This window comes from Armatimonadota bacterium (genome assembly GCA_031459765.1).
GTDB classification, from domain to species: domain Bacteria; phylum Sysuimicrobiota; class Sysuimicrobiia; order Sysuimicrobiales; family Kaftiobacteriaceae; genus Kaftiobacterium; species Kaftiobacterium secundum.
The window spans coordinates 280,507-307,064 of sequence record JAVKHY010000003.1; the positions used below are offsets into that span (position 1 = coordinate 280,507).

The 26,558-nt window shown below is 71.3% G+C and carries 25 protein-coding genes; 23 read left to right on the forward strand and 2 right to left on the reverse strand.

All coding sequences use genetic code 11. The features are described 5' to 3' along the window. The first annotated feature begins 1 nt into the window (after nucleotide 1). The 12 genes from QN141_06090 (at nucleotide 2) to QN141_06145 (ending at nucleotide 11,228) form a co-directional block, all read left to right on the forward strand. A complete protein-coding gene (locus QN141_06090; protein ID MDR7558039.1) occupies nucleotides 2–994 on the forward strand; it encodes a lysylphosphatidylglycerol synthase transmembrane domain-containing protein in 993 nt (330 codons plus the stop codon). Nucleotides 995–1,117: 123 nt separating this feature from the next. Then, nucleotides 1,118–1,663 (forward strand): SPOR domain-containing protein, encoded by a 546-nt coding sequence (locus QN141_06095; GenBank protein ID MDR7558040.1) that lies wholly within the window; start codon nucleotides 1,118–1,120, stop codon nucleotides 1,661–1,663. A 19-nt stretch (nucleotides 1,664–1,682) separates the two neighbouring features. Further along, nucleotides 1,683–1,982: an EthD family reductase gene (locus QN141_06100; GenBank protein MDR7558041.1), complete on the forward strand. Its 300-nt coding sequence runs from the start codon at nucleotides 1,683–1,685 to the stop codon at nucleotides 1,980–1,982. Continuing rightward, nucleotides 1,983–2,909, forward strand: coding sequence for an enoyl-CoA hydratase-related protein (locus QN141_06105; protein MDR7558042.1), 927 nt, complete (start codon nucleotides 1,983–1,985; stop codon nucleotides 2,907–2,909). Between the two features lie 14 nt (nucleotides 2,910–2,923). Further along, a complete protein-coding gene (locus QN141_06110; protein MDR7558043.1) occupies nucleotides 2,924–3,697 on the forward strand; it encodes an enoyl-CoA hydratase-related protein in 774 nt (257 codons plus the stop codon). Between the two features lie 4 nt (nucleotides 3,698–3,701). Beyond that, nucleotides 3,702–4,478 (forward strand): enoyl-CoA hydratase-related protein, encoded by a 777-nt coding sequence (locus QN141_06115; GenBank protein ID MDR7558044.1) that lies wholly within the window; start codon nucleotides 3,702–3,704, stop codon nucleotides 4,476–4,478. 17 nt (nucleotides 4,479–4,495) lie between these two features. Next, a complete protein-coding gene (locus tag QN141_06120) occupies nucleotides 4,496–5,698 on the forward strand; it encodes a thiolase family protein (GenBank protein ID MDR7558045.1) in 1,203 nt (400 codons plus the stop codon). 30 nt (nucleotides 5,699–5,728) lie between these two features. Further along, nucleotides 5,729–6,301: a DUF420 domain-containing protein gene (locus tag QN141_06125; GenBank protein ID MDR7558046.1), complete on the forward strand. Its 573-nt coding sequence runs from the start codon at nucleotides 5,729–5,731 to the stop codon at nucleotides 6,299–6,301. Between the two features lie 121 nt (nucleotides 6,302–6,422). Beyond that, the gene (locus QN141_06130) at nucleotides 6,423–7,061 is read left to right on the forward strand and encodes a hypothetical protein (GenBank protein ID MDR7558047.1); all 639 of its coding nucleotides are present in this window, start codon (nucleotides 6,423–6,425) and stop codon (nucleotides 7,059–7,061) included. A 5-nt stretch (nucleotides 7,062–7,066) separates the two neighbouring features. Further along, complete coding sequence (locus tag QN141_06135; GenBank protein ID MDR7558048.1) at nucleotides 7,067–7,429, forward strand: hypothetical protein; 363 nt, start codon at nucleotides 7,067–7,069, stop codon at nucleotides 7,427–7,429. Between the two features lie 3 nt (nucleotides 7,430–7,432). Further along, nucleotides 7,433–9,691 (forward strand): DNA polymerase domain-containing protein, encoded by a 2,259-nt coding sequence (locus tag QN141_06140; protein ID MDR7558049.1) that lies wholly within the window; start codon nucleotides 7,433–7,435, stop codon nucleotides 9,689–9,691. 232 nt (nucleotides 9,692–9,923) lie between these two features. Next, complete coding sequence (locus QN141_06145) at nucleotides 9,924–11,228, forward strand: HD-GYP domain-containing protein (protein ID MDR7558050.1); 1,305 nt, start codon at nucleotides 9,924–9,926, stop codon at nucleotides 11,226–11,228. On the opposite strand, the gene QN141_06150 is transcribed toward QN141_06145, so the two are convergent. Continuing rightward, complete coding sequence (locus QN141_06150) at nucleotides 11,200–12,168, reverse strand: DUF72 domain-containing protein (protein ID MDR7558051.1); 969 nt, start codon at nucleotides 12,166–12,168, stop codon at nucleotides 11,200–11,202. The two genes, QN141_06145 and QN141_06150, sit on opposite strands and share 29 nt — an antisense overlap. Nucleotides 12,169–12,238: 70 nt before the next feature. On the opposite strand from QN141_06150, the gene secD reads away from it, so the two are divergent. From secD to QN141_06205, 11 genes are all read left to right on the forward strand, one after another. After that, nucleotides 12,239–13,573 carry a protein translocase subunit SecD gene (secD, locus tag QN141_06155; protein ID MDR7558052.1) on the forward strand — a complete coding sequence of 445 codons (1,335 nt, stop codon included), beginning with the start codon at nucleotides 12,239–12,241 and terminating at the stop codon, nucleotides 13,571–13,573. Next, on the forward strand, nucleotides 13,570–14,532 hold the full coding sequence (gene secF, locus QN141_06160) for a protein translocase subunit SecF (GenBank protein ID MDR7558053.1): 963 nt from the start codon (nucleotides 13,570–13,572) through the stop codon (nucleotides 14,530–14,532). The genes secD and secF overlap by 4 nt, the downstream gene beginning before the upstream one ends. Before the next feature lie 79 nt (nucleotides 14,533–14,611). Beyond that, nucleotides 14,612–14,893 carry a LapA family protein gene (locus tag QN141_06165; GenBank protein ID MDR7558054.1) on the forward strand — a complete coding sequence of 94 codons (282 nt, stop codon included), beginning with the start codon at nucleotides 14,612–14,614 and terminating at the stop codon, nucleotides 14,891–14,893. Between the two features lie 60 nt (nucleotides 14,894–14,953). Continuing rightward, nucleotides 14,954–18,520: a single-stranded-DNA-specific exonuclease RecJ gene (recJ, locus tag QN141_06170; GenBank protein MDR7558055.1), complete on the forward strand. Its 3,567-nt coding sequence runs from the start codon at nucleotides 14,954–14,956 to the stop codon at nucleotides 18,518–18,520. Further along, nucleotides 18,521–20,725 (forward strand): bifunctional (p)ppGpp synthetase/guanosine-3',5'-bis(diphosphate) 3'-pyrophosphohydrolase, encoded by a 2,205-nt coding sequence (locus QN141_06175; protein MDR7558056.1) that lies wholly within the window; start codon nucleotides 18,521–18,523, stop codon nucleotides 20,723–20,725. Further along, nucleotides 20,722–21,153 carry a nuclear transport factor 2 family protein gene (locus QN141_06180; protein ID MDR7558057.1) on the forward strand — a complete coding sequence of 144 codons (432 nt, stop codon included), beginning with the start codon at nucleotides 20,722–20,724 and terminating at the stop codon, nucleotides 21,151–21,153. Before QN141_06175 ends, QN141_06180 begins: the two co-directional genes overlap by 4 nt. A gap of 22 nt (nucleotides 21,154–21,175) precedes the next feature. Further along, nucleotides 21,176–22,354: an aminotransferase class I/II-fold pyridoxal phosphate-dependent enzyme gene (locus QN141_06185; protein MDR7558058.1), complete on the forward strand. Its 1,179-nt coding sequence runs from the start codon at nucleotides 21,176–21,178 to the stop codon at nucleotides 22,352–22,354. A gap of 19 nt (nucleotides 22,355–22,373) precedes the next feature. Then, a complete protein-coding gene (locus tag QN141_06190) occupies nucleotides 22,374–23,543 on the forward strand; it encodes an aminotransferase class V-fold PLP-dependent enzyme (GenBank protein ID MDR7558059.1) in 1,170 nt (389 codons plus the stop codon). Nucleotides 23,544–23,545: 2 nt separating this feature from the next. After that, nucleotides 23,546–24,157 (forward strand): histidine phosphatase family protein, encoded by a 612-nt coding sequence (locus QN141_06195; GenBank protein ID MDR7558060.1) that lies wholly within the window; start codon nucleotides 23,546–23,548, stop codon nucleotides 24,155–24,157. Further along, on the forward strand, nucleotides 24,154–24,333 hold the full coding sequence (locus QN141_06200) for a hypothetical protein (GenBank protein MDR7558061.1): 180 nt from the start codon (nucleotides 24,154–24,156) through the stop codon (nucleotides 24,331–24,333). Before QN141_06195 ends, QN141_06200 begins: the two co-directional genes overlap by 4 nt. Next, complete coding sequence (locus tag QN141_06205) at nucleotides 24,320–25,711, forward strand: amidase (GenBank protein MDR7558062.1); 1,392 nt, start codon at nucleotides 24,320–24,322, stop codon at nucleotides 25,709–25,711. Before QN141_06200 ends, QN141_06205 begins: the two co-directional genes overlap by 14 nt. Nucleotides 25,712–25,739: 28 nt before the next feature. Here the strand turns inward: QN141_06205 and QN141_06210 are convergent, their stop codons facing one another. Further along, the gene (locus tag QN141_06210; GenBank protein ID MDR7558063.1) at nucleotides 25,740–26,447 is read right to left on the reverse strand and encodes a nucleotidyltransferase family protein; all 708 of its coding nucleotides are present in this window, start codon (nucleotides 26,445–26,447) and stop codon (nucleotides 25,740–25,742) included. Nucleotides 26,448–26,558 lie beyond the last annotated feature (111 nt).

The following is a 26,558-nucleotide window of genomic DNA, read 5'->3' on the forward strand; positions in this document are numbered from 1 at the left end:
GATGACGCGGCCCGTCCGGTCGCTGTTCCTGCTCGGCGGTGTCGTCCTCCTCGTCGTGCTGCTGAGGAAGATCGACCTGCCTGCGGCGCGCGACGCGGTGCGCGCCGCCAGCCCTGCCTGGTTCGCCCTGGCGGCGGCGCTGTTGGTCGCGGACGTCGTCATCAAGGCCGCGCGCTGGCGGTGGATGGTCGCCCGGGCGGGCGGGGTGCAGCTCGATCTGGGGGAGGCCGCCGCCGCCATTCTCGCCGGCGTGGCCGCGGCGAGTTTCAGCCCGGCGCGGACCGTGGATCTGGCCAAGCCGATGCTGCTGAAGCAACGGTTCGGGACGCCGCTGGCCACCTCCGTGGCGGCGGCGCTGGTCGAGCGGGCCTTCGACGGGATGGCCCTGATCGTGCTCTTCGGGATCTCCCTGCCGCTGGTCGGGTGGGGCGGGACAACCTTCCGGCCCGCCGCGGTCGCCGCGGGTTTCCTGCTGACCGCCGGCGCACTGGCCCTGGCCTCGCCGCCGACGCTGCGCGCCGTGGCCCTGGGCCTGATCCGCCGCCTCCCCGTCTCGGTGGGGCTGCGCAACGGGTCGGAGCGGGTCACGGAGGCCTTCACGGGCGGACTCGCGCTGTGGCGGACGCGGGCCAACCTGTGGCCCCTGGCGGGGCTGTCCGTCCTGGCCGGGCTGACCGAAGCGGCGCGCACGGCGGCGGTCTTCCGGGCGGTGGGGCTGCCGCTGAGCCCGGGCGGTGCGATGCTGGCCTTCAGCACGGCCAACATCGTCGCCGTCGCGGTGCTGATCCCCGGCGGGATCGGGATCACGGAGCTGTCGATGGCCGCGGTGGCCGGACTCATGCTCCGGCTGCCCGCCACGCACCATCTGATCGCCGGCGCAGTACTGCTCGACCGTGTGCTCTCCTACTATCTGGTCGTCGCCGTCGGCGCCCTCATCCTGGTGCTGGCGGGCCGTCCCGCCTCCGCCGAGGCCGGGCCGGGGGCGGGACACTGACCCCGACGTGGAGGTTTTCACCGGGGGCTGGCCTAACAGTGGAGTGATGGAGATTCGGCGGCACGTCGGCATCGGCCCGAGCGCCGGCGATCCGGCTCGGCCGCGGCAGTGGGGAGGATAGTGGTGGCCGTGCGAGCCCTCGTCGTCGCTCTGGTCTTCCTCGGACTGTTCGTCATCGCCGTGCTGGCCGGCTACGTGGCCGGTCAGGCCTTCCTCTCCCCGACCACGACCGTGCCCCGCGCCGTCCGTCCCACCGCCCCGCGCCCCGCGCCGCCGGTCCAGCCCGCCTCGCCGCTGCCCGCGCCGCAGCCGGTCCCGCAGCCCGCACCCGCGCCCAGGCAGATCCCGGCACCGCAGCCCGCTCCGGCTCCCCAGCCGGCGCCGCAGCCGGCTCCCGCCACGCCGTCCGCTCCCGAGCCGGCGCAGGCGCCGCAGCCGCAGGTCTCCCCCGGGGGGACGCTGTACCGGGTCCAGGTGGGCGCGTTCCTGCGCCGGGAGAACGCCGAATCGCGCGCCGCGGAGCTGCGGGAGAAGGGCTTCGACGCCTACATCAACCTCTCCGGAGGGTTGTACAAGGTGCAGGTGGGCGCCTTCGCCGACCGGGAAAACGCGCAGCTCCTCGCCGACCGGTTGCGGGAAGCCGGCTACGAGGTCCTCATCACCCCATAAGACCGCGGAGGGTCCTTCGATGGTAAAGCTGGTTGCGCTCTACCGGCGTCCGTCCGATCCGGCGGCCTTCGACCGGCACTACGAGCAGACGCACCTGCCCCTGGTCCGGAAGATGCCGGGGCTGCGCCGACTGGAGGGGTGGCGGATCACCGGCGCCCCCGGCGGCGACGCGCCGTATTACCTGGTGGCGGAGATGTTCTTCGACGATGCGGAGGCGATGCGGGCGGCCCTGCGCTCGCCGGAGGGCCGCGCCGCGGGCGAAGATCTGCAGCGCTTCGCCGGGGGACTCGTCACCCTGGTCTACGCGCAGCCGTTGTAGATGGACCCCTTTACCCTTATCCGCTACGAGAAGCGGCCGCCCGTCGCGCAGGTCACCATCAACCGTCCCGAAGTGCTCAACGCCTTGAACCTGACCACGCTGCGGGAGCTGAGCCGGGCCTTCGAGGACGCGGCCTGGGACGACGCCGTGGCCGTCCTCGTCCTGACGGGAGCCGGCGACCGCGCCTTCTGCACCGGCGCCGACCTGGACGAGCAGGAGCAATTTGTGGCCCGCCCACGGGACTACTGGAAGTGGATGGGCGCGTTCATCGAGGCGCAGGAGCGGCTGCAGGACATCGGCAAGCCGACCATCGCGCGCCTCAACGGGATGGTGGTCGGCGGTGGCAACGAGTTTCACATCGCCTGCGATCTGTCCGTGGCCGCCGCCGACGTCGTCATCCGCCAGGTGGGTCCGGCGCGGGGGAGCGTGCCCGCGGCGGGGGCCACCCAGTGGCTTCCCCTGATCGTGGGAGACCGACGGGCGAGGGAGATCCTGTTCCTGTGCGAGGAGATTCCCGCGGCGCAGGCCCTGGCCTGGGGGCTCGTCAACCAGGTGGTCCCCCGCCGCGACCTCGACGCCGCCGTGGAGACGCTGGCCCGCAAGCTCGTGGAGAAACTGCCCGAGGTCACGCGGTACACCAAGCAGCAGCTCAACTTCTGGCGGGATCTCAGCTGGCATCTGACCGTCGGCCACGCCCGGGAGTGGCTCACCCTGCACGCCGGCGCCCCCGAGACCCAGGAAGGCATTGAGGCGTTCCACGAGAAGCGCCCGGTGGATTATGCCGGCATCCGCCGCAGACTGGCGGCGGGGGAGAGCACGGAGTTCGCCTGGGGGCCGCCGGTGGCCGCCTGCCCGCGGTGCGGCGCGAAGCGCCTGCCCCGGGGATTCGCCTACTGCGGGAACTGCGGGACGAAACTGCGGGGATGACCCAGGGAGGAACCATGGCCCATCAGCACATCACGACCGCCGTGGAGGACGGCGTCGCCGTCGTCACGCTGAACCGCCCCGAGGTCCTCAACGCCCTGAACCAGGCCACGATGGACGAACTCGTCGCCGCGCTGGAAGGTTTCGAGCGGGGAGGCGAGGTCCGCTGCGTCATCATCACCGGGGCGGGGCGGGCCTTCGCCGCGGGCGCGGACATCAAGGAGATGGCCGGGGCGACCGCGCCGGAGATGCTCGCGGGGTACCGCTTTCAGCAGTGGGAGCGGATCCGGAAGATCTCGCTCCCCCTCATCGCCGCGGTGAACGGCCTGGCCCTCGGCGGCGGCTGCGAGCTGGCCATGCTCTGCGATCTCATCGTGGCCGCGGAGACGGCGCAGTTCGGCCAGCCCGAGATCAACCTGGGGATCATGCCGGGTGCCGGGGGGACCCAGCGGCTGACCCGGGCCGTCGGGAAGTACCGGGCGATGGAACTGGTGCTGACGGGCCGGCCGATCACGGCGCGGCAGGCCGAGGCCGCCGGTCTGGTGACGCGCGTCGTCCCCGCGGAGGCCGTGCTGGACGAGGCCAAAGCGCTGGCCCGGGAGATCGCGTCGAAGGGGGCGGTGGCCGTCCGCCTGGCCAAGGAGGCCGTCCTCAAAGCCTTTGACACCCACCTGGAGGGCGGACTCGACTTCGAGCGCAAGTGCTTCTACCTGCTCTTCGCCACGGAAGATCGGGCGGAGGGCATGCGCGCCTTCCTCGAGAAGCGCAAACCCGTCTTCAAAGGACGGTGAGGCGATGGCGGAGACCCTGATCGTGGAGCGGACGGACGGCGTGATGACCATCACGCTCAACCGGCCGGAGGTCCTGAACGCGGTGAACGACCTGATGGCGCGGGAGCTGCGGGAGGCGCTGCGCACCGCCGCCCGCGAGGCCACCGTGCGGTGCCTGGTGATCACCGGGGCGGGGCGGGGGTTTTGCTCCGGGCAGGATCTGCGGGACCGCGCCGCGGGGGATCTGTCGTACCGGGAGCACCTCCGGGCGACCTTCAATCCCCTCATCCTGCAGATCCACACCCTGGAGAAACCGGTCCTGGCCGCGGTCAACGGCGTCGCCGCCGGTGCGGGATGCAGCCTGGCCCTGGCCGCAGACCTGCGCATCGCCAGCGACCGCGCCAGCTTCATCGAGCTGTTTGCGCGGATCGGGCTCGTGCCCGACTCGGGCAGCACCTGGTTCCTGCCGCGGCTCGTCGGGCTGGGGAAGGCCTTCGAGATGACGTACACCACCGATCCCGTGGACGCGCAGGAAGCCTACCGGATCGGCCTGGTGAACCGGGTGGTCCCGCACGACGACCTGCTGCCGAAGACGATGGAGCTGGCCGGCCGTCTGGCGGCGGGGCCGACGAAAGCCTACGGCCTCACCAAGCGCGCCCTCCACTATGCGCTGGGCGCCGCGCTGGAGCAGGCCCTGGAGTACGAGGCCCACCTCCAGGAGATCGCCGGACGCACCGCGGACCACCGGGAGGGGGTCGCCGCCTTCCTCGAGAAGCGCCCCTCCCGGTATACCGGGCAGTGAGGATGCCGCCGGCGGCGCTGCGGACGGCGGTGATCATCGACGCGGTGCGGACGCCGGTGGGCCGCTACAACGGGATCCTGCGCGACGTCCGCCCCGACGACCTCGCCGCGCACGTCATCCGCGAGCTCGTCCGCCGCACCGGCATCGACCCCCGGCGGATCGAGGACGTCATCTTCGGCGCCGCCAACCAGGCCGGCGAGGACAACCGCAACGTGGCCCGGATGGCGCTGCTGCTGGCCGGGCTCCCCGTGGAGGTGGCCGGCCAGACGGTGAACCGTCTCTGCGGCTCGGGGCTGCAGGCCGTGGCCTCCGCGGCCCAGGCGATCAAGGTGGGGGAGGGGGAGGTCTTCATCGCCGGCGGCGTGGAGTCGATGACGCGGGCCCCCTTCGTCATGGCCAAGCCCGCGGCGGGCTATCCCCGCGGCGACCTCCGGATGTACGACACGACCCTGGGCTGGCGCTTCATCAACCCCCGTCTGGCCGAGACCTATCCGCCCTACAGCATGGGCGAGACCGCGGAGCTGGTTGCCGAGCGCTTCGGCATCACCCGCCGGGAGCAGGACGAGTTCGCGCTGCTCAGCCACCAGCGCGCCTCGCGGGCGATCGCAGAAGGTCGATTCAAAGATGAGATCGTCCCGGTGGTCATCCCGCGGGAGAACGGCGATCCTGTCATCGTCGATCGGGACGAGCATCCGCGGCCGGACACCTCCCTGGAGAAGCTGGCGCAGCTGCGGCCCGCCTTCCGAAAAGACGGCACGGTGACCGCCGGGAACGCCTCGGGGATCAACGACGGAGCGGCCGCCGTGCTGCTGACTTCCGCGGAGGCGGCGGAGGAGCTGGGGCTGCGGCCGATGGCCCGGGTGATCGCCTCCGCCGTGGCCGGCGTCGATCCCGCGTACATGGGTCTGGGACCCATCCCCGCCACCCGCAAAGTGCTGCAGCGCGCGGGTCTGCGCATCGAGGACATGGACGTGATTGAGCTGAACGAGGCGTTCGCCGCCCAGGTCATCCCCTGCATCCGGGAGTTGCAGATTCCCCTCGAGAAGCTCAACCCCAACGGCGGCGCCGTGGCCCTGGGCCACCCCATCGGCTTCTCCGGGGCGCGCCTGGTGACGACGCTGGTCCACGAGCTGCGCCGGCGGAAGGCGCGCTACGGCCTGGCCACGATGTGCATCGGGGTGGGGCAGGGGATCGCCATGGTCGTCGAGCACATCCCGTGACGGCGGTGGTGCTCTGAGCGCCCGGAGCCCGTGAACGTCCGCTTGGGCCGAGAGCTCTTCCTCCGGCACCCCGGTGTGGCGGCCGCGTTCCTCGCGGCCCTCGTCTATGCAATCCTCGGCTATGCGCTCACCGGCCGGCCCCCGGAGTCTCTCCCGCCGGCGCTCGCGCGACTCGTCGCCCTCGCCCCGCACCTCATCGCCCTGATCAACGCGACGGCGCTCGCCAGTCTGCTCCTGGGGTGGCGGGCGATCCGACGGGGGCAGGTTGGGGTGCACCGCCGCTACATGCTGGCGGCCGCCGCGCTCATCACGGCTTTCCTTGTGCTCTACGTCACGCGCGTGACGCTGGGGGGAACGAAGGCGTTTCCCGGGCCCGCCCTGCTGCGGAGGTATCTCTACCTGCCGATGCTGGCCGTGCACATTCTGCTGTCGATCCTGTCCGTGCCGCCGGTGATCTACAACGTCTTCGTCGGGCTGACGCGCGATCCCGCGGCGGTGGCCCGGACGGCGCACCGGCGCGTGGGGCGCGTCGCCGTCGCGATGTGGTCGCTCAGCCTGTTCCTTGGGCTGGGGGTCTACCTGTTGCTGAACGTCCTTTACTAGCCCCATTACCTCGGCCCGGGCTCCGCGGCCTTGACAGGGCTCTTCCGAACAGTGGTACAGTGAGGAAGGGGATAGCGAACATTTGTTCGTTATCCACTTTCCCCTCGCCGGAGGGCCCTTCATGCTTGCGGTGCGCAGCTCCCTTCCCGAAATCGCCGCCGGCCCCGCCGTGTTCGCCGGTGAGGACGCCTGTCTGACCGTTGCCCTGTTGATCGGTCTGCGCGGGGTGCGCGCGCAGCGGCCGCTGCTGATCGTGGACGGGGCCAACGCCTTCGACCCCTTTCTGATCGCCGACCTCGCCCGAAAGTCGGGGGTGGCGCCCCGGGCCCTGCTGGATCAGATCCGCATCTCCCGCGTCTTCACCTGTCACCAGCTGGAGGCGCTGCTGCGGGGGCGCCTGCTGGAGGCGGTCCGGCGCTTCCACGCCGGCGCGGTATATTTCTCAGGGATCCTCGACCCGCTGCTCGATGAGGAAGTTCCGGCGGGGGAGGCCGGCCGGATCTTCCGGCTGATCCCGCCGGTCCTGCGCGCGCTGGCCGCCTCCCGCATCCTGACGCTGTGCGCCTGCCCGCCGCCGGTCTCCAGGCCGGGACGCGAGCGCCTGTTCCCCGCGCTGTGCGGGGCGGCGCGCTGGGTGTTCGAGGTGACCCGTGGGGCGGACCATCCCGACCACATCCGCATCACCTGCCGCCGGCCGGCGGAGGCCACCTGGACGTGGGAGCCGCAGATCGGGCTGATCGCCCCGCGAAGGTGGTGGTAGTAGCGATGGGACGCACCACGCAGACGATGACGCAGCTGGTGGCGCAGGAGGAGGCCTGCTGGGCCCCCTTCCGCCGCGCGCTGCGCAAGGAGGACCAGCGGATCTTCGACCGGCTCTTCGCCGCGGCGCGCCACCACACCGCCCCCGCGCACTACGCCTCGCACGCGACGCCCTTCGAGGCGATCCTGCTGGCGATGCTCCTGGAGACGATGAAGGCCGTGGAAGCGCTGGGACGCCGGCTCGATGCGCTAACCGGAGAGGACCAGGTCCCTTCGCTCGGCGAGGCGTCCATGCCCCATTCGGGTCATGCCGCGTCTTCGGCCCGCAACTCGGTGCGAACCGAGTTGATGCCGAACGCCGACGATTGACCCATGGGCGGCATTGAGGGCCGCGCACTCGAGGGTTGGCTGTTCGACGTCTACCCCGCCGCCGAGGGCATGGTGGTATGGGTCCTCGACCGTGACGGCCGCCCGCACCGCCTGATCGTGCGCTACCAGCCGGGGATGTTCTTCGCCGGACCCCTGCGCGCCGTCGAGCAGGTGGAGCGCGCGCTGCGTCCCCTGAACGCGCCGGTGACCATCCGCCCGGCCGTCCAGCGCGAGTTGATGAGCGGGGAGGAGGTGGCGGTCTTCCGCCTCTCGGTCGGCAATCCGCTCCTCTTTCCCGCCGCGGCGCGGCGGCTGGCCCGCCTCCCCGGGCTGACGCTGTACAACTGCGACATCCCGGTCAGCCGGCTGTTTTTCTACGAGTCCCGATTGTTCCCGCTAGCCCGCTGCCGGTTCGAGGTCGAAGACGGCGTGGCACGCGCCGTGGAGCCGCTCAGCCATCCCGAGGATTTGGAGTACGACCTCCCGCCGCTTCTGACCCTGCGGCTGCGGCTCGTCTCCCCCCTCCGCGGCGACGCGCTGGCGAGCCCCGCGCACGGCCGGTGGGGGCTGCTGGAGGCGGGCGTGGACGGCGAGACCGTGGTGGTGGACGGCGACGATCCCGCGGACTGTATCCGCAGCCTGAACCGGCTGCTCGCCCGTTACGATCCCGACGTGATCCTCACGGAGTGGGGGGATGCCGTCCTCCTGCCGCGCCTGCGCGCGCTCGCCGCCCGCAGCGGCTTGCCGCTCTATCTCAACCGGGAGCCGCACGGCGCGGTGCGCACCCGCCGCCCGCGTTCCTATCTGACCTACGGCCAGGTCGTCTATCAGGCCGGGGCGCAGATGCTGTACGGCCGCTGGCACATCGACCTCCAGAACTCCTTCATCTACAGCGAGGGCGAACTGGCCGGGCTGCTGGAGGTGGCGCGGCTGTCCGGGATCCCGGTGCAGGACCAAGCCCGCACCTCCACCGGGACGGCGATCAGTTCCATGCAGATCCAGCAGGCGGTCCGCGACGGCGTGCTCATCCCCTGGCAGAAGAGCGAGCCGGAGGCGTTTAAGACCGGCTCCCAGCTGCTCCTCACCGACAAAGGCGGGCTGACCTACCAGCCGCTGGTCGGGCTGTACGAGCAGGTGGGCGAACTTGACTTCTCCTCGATGTACCCGACGCTGATGGCGACGTTCAATCTCTCTCCCGAGACGATCGGCTGCCGGTGCTGTCCGGACTCCCGGGTGCCCGAGATCGGCTACAGCGTCTGCCGCCGCCGCCGCGGGCTGGTGCCGCGCGTGCTGGACCATCTCCTCGAACGGCGGATGTATTACAAGCGGCGCAGGAATGAGAGCCGCGGAGCGCAGCGCGCGCTCTACCACCAGCGGCAGACGGCGCTGAAGTGGTGTCTGGTGACATCCTTCGGCTACCTCGGCTACCGCAACGCCCGCTTCGGCCGCATCGAGGCCCACGAGGCGGTGACGGCCTTCGCCCGCGAGAAGCTCCTGCAGGCCAAGGAGGTGGCGGAGCGGCGCGGCTACCGCCTGCTGCACGCCCTGGTGGACTCGCTGTGGTTGCACCGTCCCGGCGCCACGCGGGAGGACTACGACGCGCTGGCCGGCGAGGTCACGCAGGCCACGGGGTTGCCGATCTTCGTCGAGGGCGTCTACCGCTGGCTCGGGTTCCTGCCGTCCAAAACCCACGCCGGCGTCGGCGTCCCCAACCGGTACCTGGGCGTCTTCGAAGACGGCACGACGAAGGTCCGGGGCATCGAGGTCCGGCGTTCGGACGTGCCTTTGATCGCGGCGGAGACACAGGCCCGGATGCTGGAGCGGATGTTCGCCTGTCGGGATCTGGCGGCGCTGCGCGCCGCCCTGCCCGAGGTGCTCGAGATCCTGGCCGAGGCCCTGCTGCGGCTGCGGACCGGGGAGGTCGCGCCCGAGGAGTTGGTGGTGACCACGCGCCTGTCCCGGGAGGTCGCCGACTACCGGCACCACACCGTGCAGGCCGTCACGGCGCGCTCGCTGTCCCGCCACGGCGCCCGTCTCCATCCGGGGGAAGCGATCCAGTACATCATCACCGACCGCAGGGCGAAGGCGCCCGAGGACCGCGTGCGGCCCTGCACGTTGCTCGGCGACGACTGGAGCTACGATGCCGACGACTACGCGCGGATGGTCGTGCGGGCGGCCGGGACGGTGCTGGATCTTTTGGGGTACGGCGAGGACCGGCTGTGGCGGGAGATGTGGACACGCCGGTCCCCGGAGGGACCGTGAACGCCGATCTCCCGAACGTTCGCCCTCCGGCCTCTGATCCGCGCCGATTCTTCCTCCATTCTTTCCGGCTTCTTCCCGCACGCCGCACGTCCCCGCCGCCTCCGGTCTACCCGCGCGACGCGGCGGGAAACTTGCTTAGAGAACCCCCAGGAAACCTGTGCGACAACGGCGGAAGTCTCGGGGTCGAACCGGGCGACGCGCGACGGTTCGCATCGCCCTGGCCGGGGGGCTGGTGGCTGTCGCCCTCATCGCCACGCTGTCTCCGCTCGCCGCCGCCGCGGTGGAGGAGGCGGTGGTGCGCGAAGAGGCCCGCCGCGTGACGGCGCAGGTGGAACGCCTCGTCGCCACCGCGTTTGCGTCGGAGGAATTCCGCAGCGGCGTCCGTCCGGCCACCCGGCGCCGCCTCGATGCGCTCCTCTCCACATCCGGCACGGTGGGCGTGGTCCAGGTGCGGTTGTGGAGCCGCGACGGACTCCTCCTCTACAGCAGCACCGGCGGCGCGGTCGGACAGCGCGCTCCCGTGTCGGAGGGACTGCGGGCGGCGGTCCGCGCCTTCGTCGGCGCGACTCCCGCCTACGCCTCCCTGCCATCCACCGTGCGCCCCTTCACCTCCGACACGATGTACCTGTCCGCCGAAGGGTACCTGCGCTACCTGGCCTTCCAGCAGAACCAGGTCTGGCTCGCCGCGGCCGTGCGCGCCGCCTCGCCCAAGACGGTGGTCGCCCACAGGGCGGAGAGCGGGACGGCGCGGTTCTACCTGCCCGCCCGCGCCAGCGGCGCGACGGTGCCGGCCGGCGCCTTCGAGGTCTCCTACGACTTTCGCCCGCTGGAGCGGAAGGTCGCGCAGCTCCAGCGCGGGGTGTGGACGGGGATTCCCAGCGGCATCTTGACCCTCTACGGCGCCCTGCTGGCGCTGGTGGTGGGCGGGCCCGCCCTGCCCATGCGCCGCCGCGAGGACCAGGAGGCCGTGCACTACGGCGTGTTCCGCGCTCTGGCCAGCGCCGTGGATGCCCGCGACGGGGAGACCGGCGATCACAGCGGGCGGGTGGCCTCCTACGCCGTGGCCATCGGCCGGCGCCTGCGGTTGTCCGGCGACGCCATCGCCGAGTTGAGCCTGGCCGCGGCGTTGCACGACATCGGCAAGATCAGCGTGCCCGATGCGGTGCTGCGCAAGACGGGGCCGCTGACGCCCGAGGAATGGGGGCTGATGCGCCGCCACGCCGTCGTCGGCAGCCGGATCCTCCACGACGCGCCTTTCGGCGAGGCGGTCAAACAGGCCGTGCGCCACGTCCACGAGTGGTGGAACGGCCGCGGCTATCCCGACCGCCTGAAGGGAGAACAGATTCCGCTCTACGCGCGGATTCTGGCCGTGGCCGACGCCTTCGAGGCGATGACCTCCGACCGGCCCTACCGGTCGGCGCTGTCACCGGAGGAGGCGCTGGCCGAGTTGAGCCGCATGCGCGGCGTGCAGTTCGATCCGCAGATCGTCGATCTCTTCTCGGAGTGGGTCAGGGGGGTCGCGCCGGCGACTCTGTGAGCATGGCCAGGATCTCCCGGGCGTTGCGGGCCGACTGTCCCCGGTAGTGGTTGTTGAACAGCAGGAAGATCCGTTCCACCTCGGAGCCCAGGCTCTGCACCGTGTGCACCCAGGGCCGGAGCTCCTCTGCCGTGTACAGATAGTCGTAGACCCGGCTGGTGGGCGCGCGGCATTCGAGCATCGCCGGGTTCCGGCCGTGGAAGCGGACGACACTCCACGGTGCCGTCACCTCCACATCGCTGGGCGGCAGGTAGGCCTGCGCCAGCAGGTCGGGGATCACGTAGGCATATCCGCGGCGTCGCAGATAGGAGAGGAGCTCGGAGCGGTGGGGTTCCTCCAGCCATTCGCGGTGGCGGATCTCGACGGCCACCGGCCAGCGGCGCAGGTACGGTTCCCAGCGGTCGAGATGCCTGAAGAGGTCCGGCGTGTACCTGCGGCCCTTGGGGAACTGGAAGAGCACGTGGGCCAGCCGGCCCTCCCGAACGAACTCCTCCAGGAAGGCGGCGAAGTAGTCCCACAGGGCGTGGAGGATCTCCTCCGGGAGGTGCGCCGCCTCCACCTCGGTGGCGGCGGCCAGCGCAGGAGGCAGGAGGGCCAGGATCTCCGGAGGCAACCGGCGCGGATCGGTGGCGTGCCAGGTGAACAGGGCGAAGGCCTTCACCGCGAAGATGAAACCCGAGGGCGTCCACCGGACCCACTTCGCCGCCCGATCCGGGCTCTGCAGGGCGTGATAGGTGGCGTCCACTTCGACCGTGGGAAAGACCGTGGCGTAGTAGCGGAGGCGGCGCTCGGGATCGTTGCGCACGCTGCGGGGGTAGAATCCCCCTTCCCTGACGAAGTTGGGATCGGCCCAGGAGCAGGTTCCGACGTAGACCGCACAGCGTCCGACGGTCACGGGACGGGCGGGCCGATCGAGGTCGAGGGGCACCGAAGGGACCACAGAGAGTGATTCGATTGACACTCCCGGATCGCCTCCCTATGATTGATGAGGTTCCGGGAGGAGTGGTGCCGTGAGACGGCTGTGGGTCCGGATGCTCTTCGTGGTCATCCTGGCGGTGGCCGCGGTCCAGATCGTCTTCGCCCCGGTGCGCATCGTCCGCCGCACTCCCGAGTACCAGGGCTTCAAGGTCCGCGTCAACCTCGGGCTCGACCTCCAGGGCGGCAGTTACCTGGTGCTGGAGGCGCAGGACACCCAGACCCTGCGCGCGACGCCCGAGACCGTGGACGCGGCGATGCGGGTCATCGAGAACCGTATCGACCAGCTGGGCGTGGTGGAGCCCACGGTGCAGCGGCAGGGCAGCCGCCGGATCATCGTTGAGCTGCCCGGCATCCAGGATCCGGAACGGGCCATCGAGCTCATCGGGAAAACCGCCCTCCTCGAGTTCGTCGATACGCAGCTCACCCAGCTGCCCCAGGGCGCGCGCTGGTCGGCCGACGGGAAGACGGTGCAGCTTCCGCCTCCGGCGCAGCCGCTCACCCTGGAGAAGAAGGTCATCCTCACCGGCGCCGACCTGGCCGACGCCCAGGCCTCCTTCGATCAGACTACGGGGGAGCCCATCGTCAACTTTCAGTTGAAGGGAAAGGGCGCCAAGGTCTTCGAGGAGTTCACCGCGGCCAACATCGGCAAATATTTGACCATCGTCCTGGACGACGAGGTCATCTCCTCCCCGGTGATCCGCGACCGCATCGGCGGCGGCAACGGGCAGATCAGCGGCGGGTTCCGGGACATCGCGGAGGCGCGCGACCTGGCCGTCCTGCTCCGCGGCGGCGCCCTGCCCGTGCCGGTGGAGGTCATCGAGCGGCGGTCCGTGGGCCCGACGCTGGGGCGCGACTCCCTGGATCGGACGCTGCGGGCGGGCGGCGTGGCCCTGGTCATGGTCCTGCTGTTCATGATCCTGCTCTACGGCGTCGGAGGGCTCCTGGCCGATGCGGCTCTGGTCCTCTACGGTATCTTCCTGCTGGCCGGGCTCACTGCCCTGGGGGCGACGCTGACGCTGCCGGGCATCGCGGCTTTCATCCTCTCCGTGGGGATGGCGATCGACGCCAACATCCTGATCTTCGAGCGGATCAAAGAGGAGCTCCGCGCCGGCAAGACGCTGCGGGCCGCCATCGGCGGGGGATGGACCCGGGCCTGGAGCGCGATCCTGGACAGCAATGTCACCACGCTGCTGGCGGCGCTGGTCCTGTTCGTCCTGGGCACGGGGCCGATCAAGGGCTTCGCCGTGACGCTGGCCCTGGGGGTCGTGATCTCGATGTTCACCGCCATCGTGGTCACGCGCATCCTGGTGGACTCCACCTCGGCGGCGCTGCGGCCCTCCTGGCTGCGCTTCGGGGCCGAGCGATGAAGACCTGGAACATCATCGGAAGCCGTCGCTACGGCTACCTGCTCTCGCTGGCGATCCTCCTTCCCGGCGTCATCGCCCTGGTCAGCTGGGGGATCAACTTCGGCATCGACTTCACCGGGGGCACGCTGCTGGATGTGCGCCTGGGCCGCGACGCGTCCATCCAGGAGGTCCGCGAGGTCCTGGGCGCCTTCGGGCAGGCGGAGGCCGTGATCCAGACGTCTCCCGACCGCCCGCGGCAGGTGCTGATCCGCACCGAGCACCTCGACGAGGCCCAGACGGCGCGGGTGATGGCGGCGCTGCGCGGGCGGTTCGGCGGCGTGGAGTTGCTGCTGGCCGAGCGGGTGGGGCCCAAGATCGGGCGGGAGCTCCGCCGCCAGGCCGTCCTGGCCGTGACCCTCGGGCTGCTCCTCCAGGTCGTCTACATCTCCTGGCGCTTCCGCTCCCTGCGTTTCGCCGTGGCGGCGGACGTCGCGCTGCTCCACGACCTGCTGGTCGTCGTCGGCCTCTACGCCCTGACCCGCCGTCAGGTGGACAGTTCCTTCGTCGCCGTCCTCCTCACCGTCGTGGGATACTCGATCAACGACACCGTCGTCGTCTTCGACCGGATCCGCGAGACCGCCGGCCAGCGGCTGCGGATCGGGTTCCCGGAGCTGGTGAACCGCAGCATCCTGGAAGTGCTCACCCGGTCCCTGACCACCGGCATCGGGGCGATCATGGCCATCGTCGCCATCTACTTCCTGGGTGGGGTGACGATCCGCGACTTCGCCTTCGGCCTGGCCGCCGGCGTGGTCACGGGGACCTACTCCTCGATCTTCGTGGCCAGCGCGCTGCTCGTGGACTGGCACCTGTGGAGCGAGCGGCGGGCAGGGCGTCCCGCGGCCGTCCGCGCTCCCGAGCCCCTGCCGCCCCCCCCCGCCGTCGCCGGCCCGCGGACGTCCCGCCGCCGCGCCCGCCGCTAGGGTCGGCAAGGGACCGGTCCGCCCCGCAGGGAACACTTACCGCTGACTGGAGCAGGTCAACGGCGGATCGAGGGACGCCATGGTCATCATCGGGGCAATCGTTCTGGTCCTGGCGACGGTCTTTGTGCTGGAGAACCAGAAGACGATCGTCACCATCGAGTTCCTGGCCTGGAGCTACACGACGTCGCTGGGGGTGGCTCTGCTGGCCGCGGTGCTGGTCGGGGCGGTCATCATCTACGTCAGCAGCTTCGTCAAGCAGGCGCAGCTGCGCGCGCAGCTGCGTTCGGCCGAGGCCCGGCTGCGGGACCTCGAGCGCCAGCAGCGGCAGGCGGAAGGTGGCGACCAGGCCGCCCGTGTGTAGCGGCCCCGGCGGCCGCGCCTCCGGCCATCCCGGCCGCCGGCCCGGTCACCGGGGGAGGTGATGGCCGCGCCCCGGTGGCACATCGCCGCTCCCACTCCCCGGGTCCCCGACCTGGCCGCCGCCCTGGGGATCTCGCCGATCACCGCCCAAGTTCTCGTCAACCGCGGGTACACCGATCCCTCGGCGGCGAGGCGGTTCCTCGACGCCCCGCTGGAGGAGCTCTGCGATCCCGAGGCGATCCCCGGGACGGCCCGCGCCGCCGACCGCTTGGTGCAGGCCCTCCGGGACGGAGAACCTCTCACCGTCTACGGCGACTACGACGCGGACGGCGTCACGGCGACGGCGATCCTGGTCCGCGGGTTGGAGGCGTTGGGCGGGCGCGTCGGATGGTTCGTCCCCTCCCGTTTCGTCGAGGGTTACGGCCTCCAGGCGGAGGCGCTGGAGCGGATTCGCCGCGGCGGCGGCCTCCTGGTCGTCGCCGTGGACTGCGGTGTCACCGCCGTGGAAGAGATCCGGCAGGCCGGCGCCCTCGGCCAGGAGATCATCGTCGTCGACCACCATGAGCCGTCCGAAGTCCTCCCGCCGGCGCTCGCCGTGATCGCTCCGAAGGCCGGCCCGGCGCGGCCCCCCTTCGGGGAGTACGCGGCGGCGGGGCTGGCCTTCCAGCTCCTCCGTGCCGTGCGCCGACGGATGGGACAGCCGGAGATGCCCGAAGATGCGCTGGACCTCGCCGCCCTCGGCACCATCGCCGACCTCGTCCCCCTGACGGGCGACAACCGGATCCTGGCGCGGGCGGGGTTGCACCGGATGCAGCGCGCGCCTTCGGTGGGGATCGCCGCGCTGATCCGGGCGGCCGGGCTCTCCGGCGAACTCACGGCGCGCCATGTCGGCTATGCGCTCGCCCCGCGGCTGAACGCCGCGGGGCGGCTGGGGGACGCCGGCCGGGCAGTTCGGTTGCTGCTGAGCGCCGATGCGTCGGAGGCGGAGGGGATCGCGGCGACGCTGGATGCCGAGAACCGCGCCCGTCAGCAGTTGTGCGACCAGATCCTGACCCAGGCCGTCGAGGAGGTGGAAGGCCGCCGGTTGCACCACCTGCCGGCCATCGTCCTGGCCAAAGAGGGCTGGCATCCGGGAGTGATCGGCATCGTCGCCTCGCAGCTGGTGGAGCGGTACTACCGGCCCGTGGTGGTGGTGGCCGTCGAGGGCGGCACGGGGCGGGGCTCGGCGCGCAGCATCCCCGCCTTCCCGATGGTGGACGGGCTGGCTTCCTGTGCCGACCTCCTCCTGCGCTACGGCGGTCACGCCATGGCCGCGGGACTGACTATTGAGGCCTCCCGCATCGAGGAGTTCGCCCGCCGCTTCACGGAAGCGGCCGGACGGCTGCTCCGGCCGGACGACCTCCTGCCCACGATCTCCATCGATGCCGACACGACCCTGGCCGGGCTGACCGAGTCCCTGGCCCGGGAGTTTGCGCGCCTGGCCCCCTTCGGAAACGGCAACCCGGAACCCGTGCTGGCCCTGCGCGGGATCAGGGCGGTGAGCACGCGCGTGATGGGCGACGGCGTCCATCTGCGGCTGGGTCTCACCGACGGCGAGGGGTTCGCCGAGGCCGTCGGTTTCCGCCTCGGCGACGCCTCGGAGCTGCTGGCCTTCACCCGGGCGCGGATCGACCTGGCCTTCACGCTGTCGCTGGACCTCTGGGACGGCCGGCCGCGCCTGCAGCTTGTCGTACGCGACCTGCAGACGCCCGGGGTGGATCTCGAGGCGGTGCTCACCGACGGACGGCTCCTCGTCGACCGCCTCTTCGCGCGGGCCGAGGACTACCTGGGCGACGGGGCGCTGGGTCTCGAGGAGGCCGAAGCCTTCTACACCAAAGTGGTCGGCGTGACCTACGAGGGTCGCCAGGAGGTCGTGCGGATGCTGCGTCCGGGCGACGCGCTGCGGCTTCGGCGGGAGCCCGCCAATCCCGTCGATCCCCACGCCATCGGCGTCCTCACCGACGACGGACGGCAGGTCGGCTACCTCAGCGCGCGTGTCGCGGCCCGCGTGGCGCCCTCGATGGACGCGGGGGCGCGCTACACGGCGACCGTCACCCAGGTCACCGGCGGACCGACGGAGCAGGACGCCGCGCGCAGCTTCGGCGTGAACGTCTGCGTCCAGCGTCGGGAAGCCTCCGGGGACGAGCGCGATCCCGGTCGCCTGCTCAGCGCGGGATGGCGGGATCTGCCGGCGGAGGCGCTCCTCGATCGCCTGCGCATCCACCTGCGACGGGGGACGGCTCTGAGTCCTGCGCAGACCCAGGCGGTGCTCGCCGTGCTGGAGGGGCGGGCGGTACTGGCGGTGTTCGGGCCCGGCCGCGGCCGGGCCGCCGTGGTCGCCCAGGCCGCCGCGGCCTTCGCCGTCCGCCGCGGGGGACCGGTGGCGATCGCCCTCCCGCTGTGCGGCCAGGTCGAGCGCCTTCACGCCGCGCTGACCCCGCCATTAGACGCCATCGGGTTGCGCTGTGCTTCCGCCCACGGCGCGCAGCCCTTCCGCCGGCGCCAGCGGCTGCTGCAGGTGCTCGATGCGGGCGCCGCCGATGTGGTGGTCGCCAGTCTGGAGTTCCTCCGGCATCCTCCTCCCACGCTGCATCCGGCGCTGGTGATCCTGGAGGCCGACCCGGTCTGCGACGCCGCGGCGTTTGGGGAGGCCCTTGACCGTCTGGGCCGTCCCCTGTGGAGCGTCTTTTCCTCGGGACTGGATGCGGCGGGTCTCGAAGCGCTGCGGGCCCTCGCCCCTCTGGAACTGTTGGGAGAGGCGGACCTTCGCACGAACCTCAGGCTGGTCGACCGGCGCGGGGAGCGCGACCGCCTGACGGTGCTGGTCGACGCCGCCGCCCGGGCCGACCGTACGCTGGTGCGGGTCACCACCAGGGAGGGGGCCGTCTCCGTGGCCCGGGAACTGAGGGGGCGGGGGGTGGATGCCGCCTACTGCCATGGAGGATTGCCCCTCCGCGTGCGGGAGGTGCTGGCCCAGGCCTTTGCCGACGGCCGGATCCCGGTGCTCGTCGCCGCCGACGGATGGAGTGAGGATGCCGCGTCCCGCCCCGTGCCCCAGGTGATTCTGGCCGGATTGCCGCCGGATCGGGGGGAACTCCTGGAGTGGATCGGGAGCGCCGGAGCCGGCGGCCGCCCGGCGACCGTCGTCCTCCTCTACGGCCGGGACGACCTCCAGGCCGTGCAGGCCGCCCTGGCCGAGCGCCATCCCACCCGGGAGGTGCTGGCGGCGATCTTCCGAGCTGTGCGGGAGCGCCTCGGACGTCCCGGAGGGGCGGCGTGGCCGGACGACGACCTGGCCGCCGCCCTGGGACCGGTCACGCCGTCCCGGCGTACAATCGGAGTGGGGCTGGACGTGCTGGCGGAAGCCGGCGTCATCGCCCGGGAATACGACGGGGAGCGCTGGCGCCTCAGCCTCCCCGACGACGGCGGACGCCGTGACCTGAGCACGTCCCTGCGCTACACTGAAGGGAATAGGGCGATGCGGGAGGCCGGCGAACTCGCCCGGCTCGCCTTCGGGCCGCTCCCCGACCTCCTGCGCGCCGCGGCCGGCGGCGGCCGGGAGGTCGCGGACCGGCCGGAGAGGCGTTAAATGCGCTGGCTGCAGTCCCGACAATCGAGCGCCTTCCAGGACCTGCCGGGCGAGGTGCAGACGCTCGTGGCCCGGATGCGGGAGTACTTCCCCCGGGCCGACCTGGACGTGATCCGCGAGGCCTACCTCTTCGCCGAAGCCGCCCATCGCCACCAGACCCGCGCCAGCGGGGAGCCCTACATCAACCACGCCGTCGCCGTGGCCGCGGCGCTGGTGGAGCTCCGTCTGGACCCCGTCACCGTGGCCGCGGCGCTGCTGCACGACACCGCGGAGGACACCGGGATCACCCTGGCCGACATCCGTCAGCGTTTCGGGGACGAGATCGCCTCCCTGGTGGACGGCGTGACCAAGCTGGGCCGGATCGAGTGGATGAGCCGGGAGGAACGCCAGGCGGAGAGCCTGCGCAAGATGTTCCTGGCGATGGCCAACGACATCCGCATCGTCCTCATCAAGCTGGCCGACCGGCTGCACAACATGCGGACGATCCAGTACCTGCCGGAGTGGAAGCAGCGGCGCACCGCGCAGGAGACGATGGACATCTACGCCCCGCTGGCCCAGCGTCTGGGCATCGGCCGGCTGCAGCGGGAGCTGGAGGATCTGGCCTTCCAGGTGCTGTCCCCCGAGGCGTACCAGGAGGTGCGCAGCCAGCTGGCCGAGGCCGAAGCCAGCCGCGCCGCGTTCCTGGAGCGCGTGGCGGACACCCTGCACCGCGAGCTGAACCGGGCCGGGATCAAGGTGGCCCGCGACCGCATCACCAGCCGGCCGAAACACATCTACAGCATCTGGCAGAAGATGCAGCGGCCCAAGTACGCCGGGCAGCCCGTGGCCCGCATCTACGACCGCCTGGGGGTGCGGATCATCCTGGACGACGTGAAGGACTGCTACGCCGCCCTGGGCGTGGTGCACGCCCTGTGGCGTCCTATCCCCGGCGAGTTCGACGACTACATCGCCAACCCCAAGACCAGCGGCTACCAGTCCCTGCACACCGCCGTGGTCTACGAGGGCGAGCCGCTGGAGATCCAGATCCGCACCGTGCAGATGCACCGCGAAGCGGAGCACGGCATCGCCGCCCACTGGAAGTACAAGGAGGGGAAGGGCGCGGAACGGGAGGTGGAGCAGAAGCTGTCCTGGCTGCGCCAGCTGCTGGACTGGCACGCCGAGCTGCAGGATGCGCGCGAGTTCGTGCAGTCGGTGAAGCTGGACATCTTCCAGAACGAGGTCTTCGTCTTCACGCCGAAGGGCGACGTCATCGACCTCCCGGCCGGGGCCACGCCGGTGGACTTCGCCTACCGGATCCACACCGACGTCGGCCACCGCACCGTCGGGGCGAAGGTGAACGGCCGCCTGGTGCCCCTCAGCCATCCCCTGCACACCGGGGACATCGTGGAGATCGTCACCAGCAAGACCGCGGGCGGACCCAGCCGGGACTGGCTCGGCTTCGTCGTCACCAGCAACGCCAAGGCCAAGATCAGGCAGTGGTTCAAGAAGGAGGCGCGCGAGGAGAACATCGCCCGGGGCCGGGAGCTGATGGAGAAGGAGTTGCGCCGCCTGGGGGGCGTGGCCCTGATGAAGCCCGGTCGGCTGCGGGAGGTCGCCCCGAAGTTCAACGCGGCCACGGAGGAGGATCTGCTGGCCGCCATCGGCAACGGCGACGTCTCCCTGCTCTCGGTGGTGCAGGCTCTGCGCGGCGAGGCCCCGGCGGAGGCGGCGCCCGCCGCGGCGCCCGCGCCGCCGGCGGCCCGCGCCCCGGCGCCCTCCCGCGGCGTGCGGGTGCGCGGCGCGGACAACGTGCTGATGAAGTTCTCCCGCTGTTGCACGCCGCTGCCCGGGGACCGCATCATCGGCTACGTGACCCGGGGACGCGGCGTGACCATCCACCGCTTCGACTGCCCCAACTCCCGCTACTTCCGCGAGCACCCGGAGCGTCTGATCGAGGTGGAGTGGGAGCCGTCCACCGACGGCACCTACCAGGTGGAGATCGAGGTCGAGGCCTTCGACCGGGTCGGGCTGCTCAAGGACATCCTGGCCACGATCGCCGACAGCAAGACCAACGTCGTCTCCGTGAACGCCCGCGTGCGCAAGGACAAGGTCGGCGTGGTGAACATCGTCCTGGACATCCGCAACGTCGCCCAGCTGCACAACGTCATGCAGCGGGTGGGCAAGGTTCCCGACGTGTACTCCGTGGAGCGCGTCCTGCACAGTTGAGTTCCCGGGTCCTGGCCAGAGTCGTCGCGGAGCATCTGGCCGCCCTCAACGGTCGCGACCTGGACCGCCTGGTCTCGTTCTATGCCGAGGACGCCGTGCTGGAGCTGCCGGCCAGCCCGAAGGTGGAAGGGCGGGCGGCGATCCGCCGGGCCTTCCAGGTCTTCTTCGAGCAGTGGGAGGAGCAGAGCACCTACGACCGCGTCGTGGTGGAGGGCAGCACGGCCGCGGTGGAGGGGATCACCACAGGCCGCCACCGGACCCTCCACCTGCGCCTCCCCGGTCGCATCCCCACGGGGTCGTCGCAGTATCGGCATGCCTTTGCGGCGTTTTTGGGCTTCCGCAACGGAAAAATCGTCCGTCACCGCGTCTACTACGACGCCCGGGACCTCGTCAGGCAGCTCCTGGGAACCGGGGCAGGGGGGAGGTGAGGCGCGTCAAATCTCGATGAGCATGGGACACACCGCGGCGCGGGTCGGCTACTTCACCGAGTCGGTCATCCGCGAGATGACCCGCCTGAGCGCCCTCCACGGCGGCGTCAACCTGGCCCAGGGGTTTCCCGACTTTCCCCCGCCCGCGGAGTTGGTGGAGGCCGCCGCCCGGGCCCTGCAGGAAGGCTACCATCAGTACGCCATCACCTGGGGGTCGCCCCGCCTGCGCAGGGCCATCGCCGAGAAGTTCGCCTGGTACAACGGCGTCGAGGTGGATCCCGAGCGGCACATCACCGTGACCTGCGGCGCCACCGAGGCGATGATCGCCACGTTGCTGGCCGTGGCCGATCCGGGCGACGAGGTCGTCATCTTCGAGCCGTTCTACGAGAACTACGGGCCCGACACGCGGCTGGCGGGAGCGGTGCCGCGGTACGTGCCGCTGGAGCTGGAGGATCCGGCCTGCGCCTTTGATCCCGACGCCCTGGCGCGGGCCTTTTCTCCCCGCACGCGGGCCATCATCGTCAACACCCCCCACAACCCCACGGGCAAGGTGTTCACCCGGGCCGAACTGGAGCTCATCGCCGACCTGTGCCGCCGCCATGACGCGCTGGCCATCACCGACGAGGTCTACGAGCATCTCGTCTATGACGGCCGGGAGCACGTCAGCCTGGCTTCGCTGCCCGGCATGGCGGAGCGCACGGTGACGATCAACAGCCTCAGCAAGACCTACAGCGTCACCGGCTGGCGCGTGGGGTGGACGATCGTCCGCGACGCCGCCATCGCCACGGCGATCCGCAAGGCCCACGACTTCCTCACCGTGGGCGCGGCCGCGCCGCTGCAGGAGGCCGGCGCCGTGGCCCTGCGCTTCCCCCGGACCTATTACGGCGACCTGGCCGCGATGTACCAGGGCAAACGGGATCGTCTGCTCGACATCCTGCGGGCGGCCGGCTTCCGGTGCGTTGTGCCCTTCGGGGCCTACTACATCATGGCGGATATCAGCGGGCTCGGCCACGATGACGACGCGGCCTTCGCCAGGATGCTGGTCGAAGAGGTGGGGGTGGCCTGCGTCCCGGGCGGCAGCTTCTACCACGATCCCGCGCGGGGGCGACGCTACGTCCGGTTCGCCTATCCCAAGCGGGAGGAGACGCTGGCGGAGGTCGGACGCCGGCTCGGCCGGCTCACCGCCCGGATCAACCGGTAGGGCCGGGACCGGCCAGGCGATGGCGCACCCGACGACCGAGCCGCGTTCCTGGGAAGCCTGGCGCGAGGAATTTCCCATCTTCACCCGCCGCCTGTACTACAACACCTGCTCCCTGTGCGCCCTGGCCCGACCTGTCGCCGCCGCCGTCCGCGCCTTCCTGGACCAGTGGGAGGAGTGGGGCGCCTCGGCGTGGTACGGACCGTGGCTCGCGGAGATCGACGCGCTGCGGGCGGCCTTTGCCCGGCTGATCGGGGCGGCGGCGGACGAGGTGGCGATCTTCCCCTCGATCACCGCGGCGCTGACCGCCGTGGCCAGCGCCTACGACTACCGGGCGCGGCCGAAGGTCGTGCTGAGCGACCGCGAGTTTCCCACCACGGTCTACCAGTGGCTGGCCAAGGCCGACCGCGGGGTCGACGTCCACCTCCTGCGCTCGCCGGACCCCCTGACCGTTCCCGTCGACCTCTATGCGCGCGCCGTCGACGGTCGGACCCAGCTGGTCGTGGCCTCGCACGTGTACTTCACCAGCGGGGCAATCCAGGATCTCGGCGCGCTGGCCGCCGTCGCCCATGCGCAGGGGGCGCATCTGCTGGTGGATGCCTACCAGTCCGTGGGTCAGCTCCCCACCGATGTCCGCGCCACCGGGGTGGACTTTCTGGTGAGCGGCGGGTTGAAGTGGCTGCTCGGCGGGCCGGGCGTCGCCTACCTGTACGCGCGCCGCGAGGTGGCCGCCTCGATGCGGCCGGCGGACGTCGGCTGGTTCGCCCACCGCAACCAGTTCGCCTTCGACGTCCACCGCTTCGAGTACGCCGACGGAGCGCGGCGGTTTGAGGGCGGGACCCCGGCGGTCGGGGCGGTGTACGCCGCGCGCGCCGGCATGGCGATCGTGGAGGAGATCGGGGTGGCGCGGTTGCGGGAGCGCCAGGTGGCGCTCCTCGACCACCTGGTGGAGGCGGCACGGGCCCACGGACTGCACCCGCGCGTGCCGGCACGACTCCGGGATCTCGCCGGGATCGTGACGATTCCCCGGGAGGATCCGGCTGCCGTCGTCGCGGCCCTGCGCGAGCGGCAGGTGGTGGTGGACTATCGGCCGGGGGTGGTCCGCCTGTCGCCGTACTTCTACAACACCCCCGAAGACGGCGAGCGGGTCGTGCGGGAGATCGCGGCGCTGGAGCGGCGGGGTATCCGATAGCCGTGGAGACTGTCCTCTACCTGGTGCGGCACGGGATGCACGACTGGTTGCGCCCCGGCGCCAACCGGCTGGCCGGCCGTCTGCCGGGCATCCCGCTCAATGCGGAGGGCCGCCGCCAGGCCCAGGCGATCGCCGACAGGCTGGCCGCGGTTCCCCTGCGCTGGGTGGCGGCCAGCCCGATCCAGCGGACGATGGAGACGGCGGAGATCATCGCCCGTCCCCACGGTCTTGAGGTCACGCCGGACGAGCGCCTGATCGAGTGGGCGCTGGGGCCGTGGGAGGGGATGTGGATCGCCGAGATTCAGGCCCTCTATCCGGAGCAGTGGCGGATCTGGCGGGAGGATCCGATCCACCTGCGGCTGGAGGGGGCGGAAACCCTCGAGGAGGTCGCGGCCCGGATGGAGGCCGCCGCCGCGGAGTGGATGGAGCGGGGCGGCCACGGCGTGATCGTCTCCCACCAGGATCCGCTGGCCGCTTTGCTCTGCCGGTTGATGGATATGCCGCTTTGTCGGATGCGCGCCCTGGACGTCGCTCCGGGATCGGTGTCCGTCGTCCGTCGCTCGCGGCACGGGACGGTCGTGGAAGCCGTCAACTCGGGGGTCCTCCTGGTATGACCGAAGAAGACCTGCTGCGGATGGCTCAGGCCCTGCAGGTGCCGGTGGACCGTCCGCTGGCCCGCGCTGTCCTCTCCGAAGTCGAGCGGGTCATCGCCGCCGCCCACCGCCTCCGGGAGCTTCCGCTGGCGGACGAGGACCCTCCGATCGGCGACGATGCCGATGTCGCTCCCTGAGATCGCCTTCCTCCCCGCCGTCGACCTCGCCCGCCGCGTGCGCCGGGCGGAGCTCTCGGCGCATCAGGTGACGGAGGTGTTCCTGGAACGGATCGAGCGGCTCCAGCCGCGCCTGAACGCCTTCACCCAGATCCTTTCGGATACCGCCCTGGACCAGGCGCGGGCGATTGACGAGGCGGCCCGCCGCGGCCGGCCCCTCGGGCCGCTGGCCGGGGTGCCGGTGGCGGTGAAGGACATCGTCGATATCGCCGGAACGACCACGACCGCTGGCGCCCATCCCGCCTTTCACCGCGTCGCCACGACCGACGCCCCGCTCGTCGCGCGCCTGCGGGCGGCCGGTGCCGTCATCATCGGCAAGACCGGCCTGCATGAGTTCGCCTACGGCGTGACCAACTTCAACCCGCACTTCGGTCCCGTGCGCAACCCCTGGGATCCGACGCGCATCCCCGGGGGATCCAGCGGAGGATCGGCCGCGGCCGTGGCTGCCGGGCTGTGCGCGGGCGCGGTCGGCACCGACACCGGCGGCTCGATCCGGATCCCCGCGTCGCTGTGCGGCGTGGTCGGCCTCAAACCGACCTTCGGCCGGATCCCGCTCGAAGGTGTCACGCCGCTGTCGTGGTCTCTGGACCACGCCGGGCCGCTGGCGCGCACCGTCGAGGACGCCGCGCTCCTGTTCGAGGTCATGGCCGGAGGCGATCCGGAGCGCGCCGTCTCGGCGGCACCGACCGGGCCTCCGGACCTGAGGGGTCTGCGCCTGGGGGTCCCGCGGTCGTTCTTCTGGGAACGCCTGGACGGGGAAGTGGCGCGCCTGGCCGAAGCGGCGGTCCGGGCCATCGGGGATCTGGGTGCGGCGGTGCGCGATCTCGAGCTCCCCTACGCCTCCTATGCCGGGGCGGCGGCCGCGGTGGTGATGTCCGTCGAGGCGGCCGCGGTTCACGACCGGCGGCTGCGCAGCCGGGCCGGGCACTTCGGCCAGGATGTGCGGACGCGTCTACTGCGCGGGTTCTTTCTCTCCGGCCCCGACTACCTGCTCGGGCGAAGGGCGCAGCACTTCCTGCGGCGGGCGTTCCTGCAGGTCTTCGATCAGGTGGACCTGCTGGTCACTCCGACCACGCAGGTCCCGGCGGTCCCCATCGATGAGGAGGGGGAGTCCGCCGCGGCGGCGTCGCTGGCCATGAGCGTGCCGCTCACCCGGTTCACCAACCCCTTCAACGTCAGCGGCCTGCCGGCACTGTCCGTTCCCTGCGGCTACACGCGGGCGGGCCTTCCCGTCGGGTTGCAGCTCGTCGGACCGCCGGGCGGCGAGCCGGTCATCCTGCGGGTGGCGGCCGCCTACCAGGCATCCGCGGACTGGTCGCGGCGGCCGGCGCTCGGTTGACCGAGGAGGGTCGAATCGACCGGCGGGCTCAGGCCAGGAAGGACGTCATCAGGCGTTTCTCCAGTTCCTTGCTGACCTCGGTGATATCCTTCACGGTGTCCACCGACCGCCAGTAGGCGCGGGACTTGTAGGCGCCGAGGCGGCGTTCCCGCGCCAGCCGGGGGAAGGTGGAGTCTTCGTGGTCGCCCTGGTCGGGCAACAGCGGTTCCACCTCGCGGGAGAGGACGTAGATGCCGGCGTTCATCCAGTAGGGCAGCTCCGGTTTCTCGTGGAAGGCGATGATGCGGTCGTCGGGATCCACCTCCACGATCCCGTAGGGGCTGATGAAGGGGGCCAGGACCACCGTGGCCAGGCACCCGTTCTGCCGGTGGGCCTGGACCAGCGGCTTGATGCGGACGTTGGTGACCACGTCGCCGTTGGTCGCCAGGCACAGGTCCTCCCCCGGGAGGAGCTGGCTGAAGGCCAGCTTGAGGGCGCCCCCGCGTCCCAGGGGTTGTGCCTCAATAGAGTACCGGAGGGACACGCCCCACTTCTCCCCGTCGCCGAAGTAGCCCCTGATCACCTCGTGGCGATAGCCGCAGGAGATGATGACGTCGGTGATGCCCTGGGCGGACAGCCACTGGAGCTGGTAGCCCAGCAGGGGGATGCCCAGGATCTCCACCATGCACTTCGGACGGTCCTCCGTAAACGGCCGCAGCCGCTCGCCTTTGCCTCCGGCCAGGATAATCGCCTGCATCCCTCACCTCCGTCGCCCGACCCGGCAACCGGCATTCGGTTTGCGCCGGGTCCCCTCCTATCATACTCTGGACAGGGAACGTGCACTGGAGCGCGTATGACTCGGAAGGGT

What these genes read in the sequence shown, in the direction of transcription:
- QN141_06110 (MDR7558043.1), top strand. Translation starts at nt 2,924, where the DNA reads ATGGCCCATCAGCACATCACGACCGCCGTGGAGGACGGCGTCGCCGTC.
- QN141_06165 (MDR7558054.1), top strand. Translation starts at nt 14,612, where the DNA reads ATGGTCATCATCGGGGCAATCGTTCTGGTCCTGGCGACGGTCTTTGTG.
- QN141_06115 (MDR7558044.1), top strand. Translation starts at nt 3,702, where the DNA reads ATGGCGGAGACCCTGATCGTGGAGCGGACGGACGGCGTGATGACCATC.
- QN141_06175 (MDR7558056.1), top strand. Translation starts at nt 18,521, where the DNA reads ATGCGCTGGCTGCAGTCCCGACAATCGAGCGCCTTCCAGGACCTGCCG.
- secF (MDR7558053.1), top strand. Translation starts at nt 13,570, where the DNA reads ATGAAGACCTGGAACATCATCGGAAGCCGTCGCTACGGCTACCTGCTC.
- QN141_06140 (MDR7558049.1), top strand. Translation starts at nt 7,433, where the DNA reads ATGGGCGGCATTGAGGGCCGCGCACTCGAGGGTTGGCTGTTCGACGTC.
- QN141_06200 (MDR7558061.1), top strand. Translation starts at nt 24,154, where the DNA reads ATGACCGAAGAAGACCTGCTGCGGATGGCTCAGGCCCTGCAGGTGCCG.
- recJ (MDR7558055.1), top strand. Translation starts at nt 14,954, where the DNA reads ATGGCCGCGCCCCGGTGGCACATCGCCGCTCCCACTCCCCGGGTCCCC.
- QN141_06105 (MDR7558042.1), top strand. Translation starts at nt 1,983, where the DNA reads ATGGACCCCTTTACCCTTATCCGCTACGAGAAGCGGCCGCCCGTCGCG.
- QN141_06100 (MDR7558041.1), top strand. Translation starts at nt 1,683, where the DNA reads ATGGTAAAGCTGGTTGCGCTCTACCGGCGTCCGTCCGATCCGGCGGCC.
- QN141_06135 (MDR7558048.1), top strand. Translation starts at nt 7,067, where the DNA reads ATGGGACGCACCACGCAGACGATGACGCAGCTGGTGGCGCAGGAGGAG.
- QN141_06190 (MDR7558059.1), top strand. Translation starts at nt 22,374, where the DNA reads ATGGCGCACCCGACGACCGAGCCGCGTTCCTGGGAAGCCTGGCGCGAG.
- QN141_06185 (MDR7558058.1), top strand. Translation starts at nt 21,176, where the DNA reads ATGGGACACACCGCGGCGCGGGTCGGCTACTTCACCGAGTCGGTCATC.
- QN141_06205 (MDR7558062.1), top strand. Translation starts at nt 24,320, where the DNA reads ATGTCGCTCCCTGAGATCGCCTTCCTCCCCGCCGTCGACCTCGCCCGC.
- QN141_06210 (MDR7558063.1), bottom strand. Translation starts at nt 26,447, where the DNA reads ATGCAGGCGATTATCCTGGCCGGAGGCAAAGGCGAGCGGCTGCGGCCG.
- QN141_06130 (MDR7558047.1), top strand. Translation starts at nt 6,423, where the DNA reads ATGCTTGCGGTGCGCAGCTCCCTTCCCGAAATCGCCGCCGGCCCCGCC.
- QN141_06090 (MDR7558039.1), top strand. Translation starts at nt 2, where the DNA reads ATGACGCGGCCCGTCCGGTCGCTGTTCCTGCTCGGCGGTGTCGTCCTC.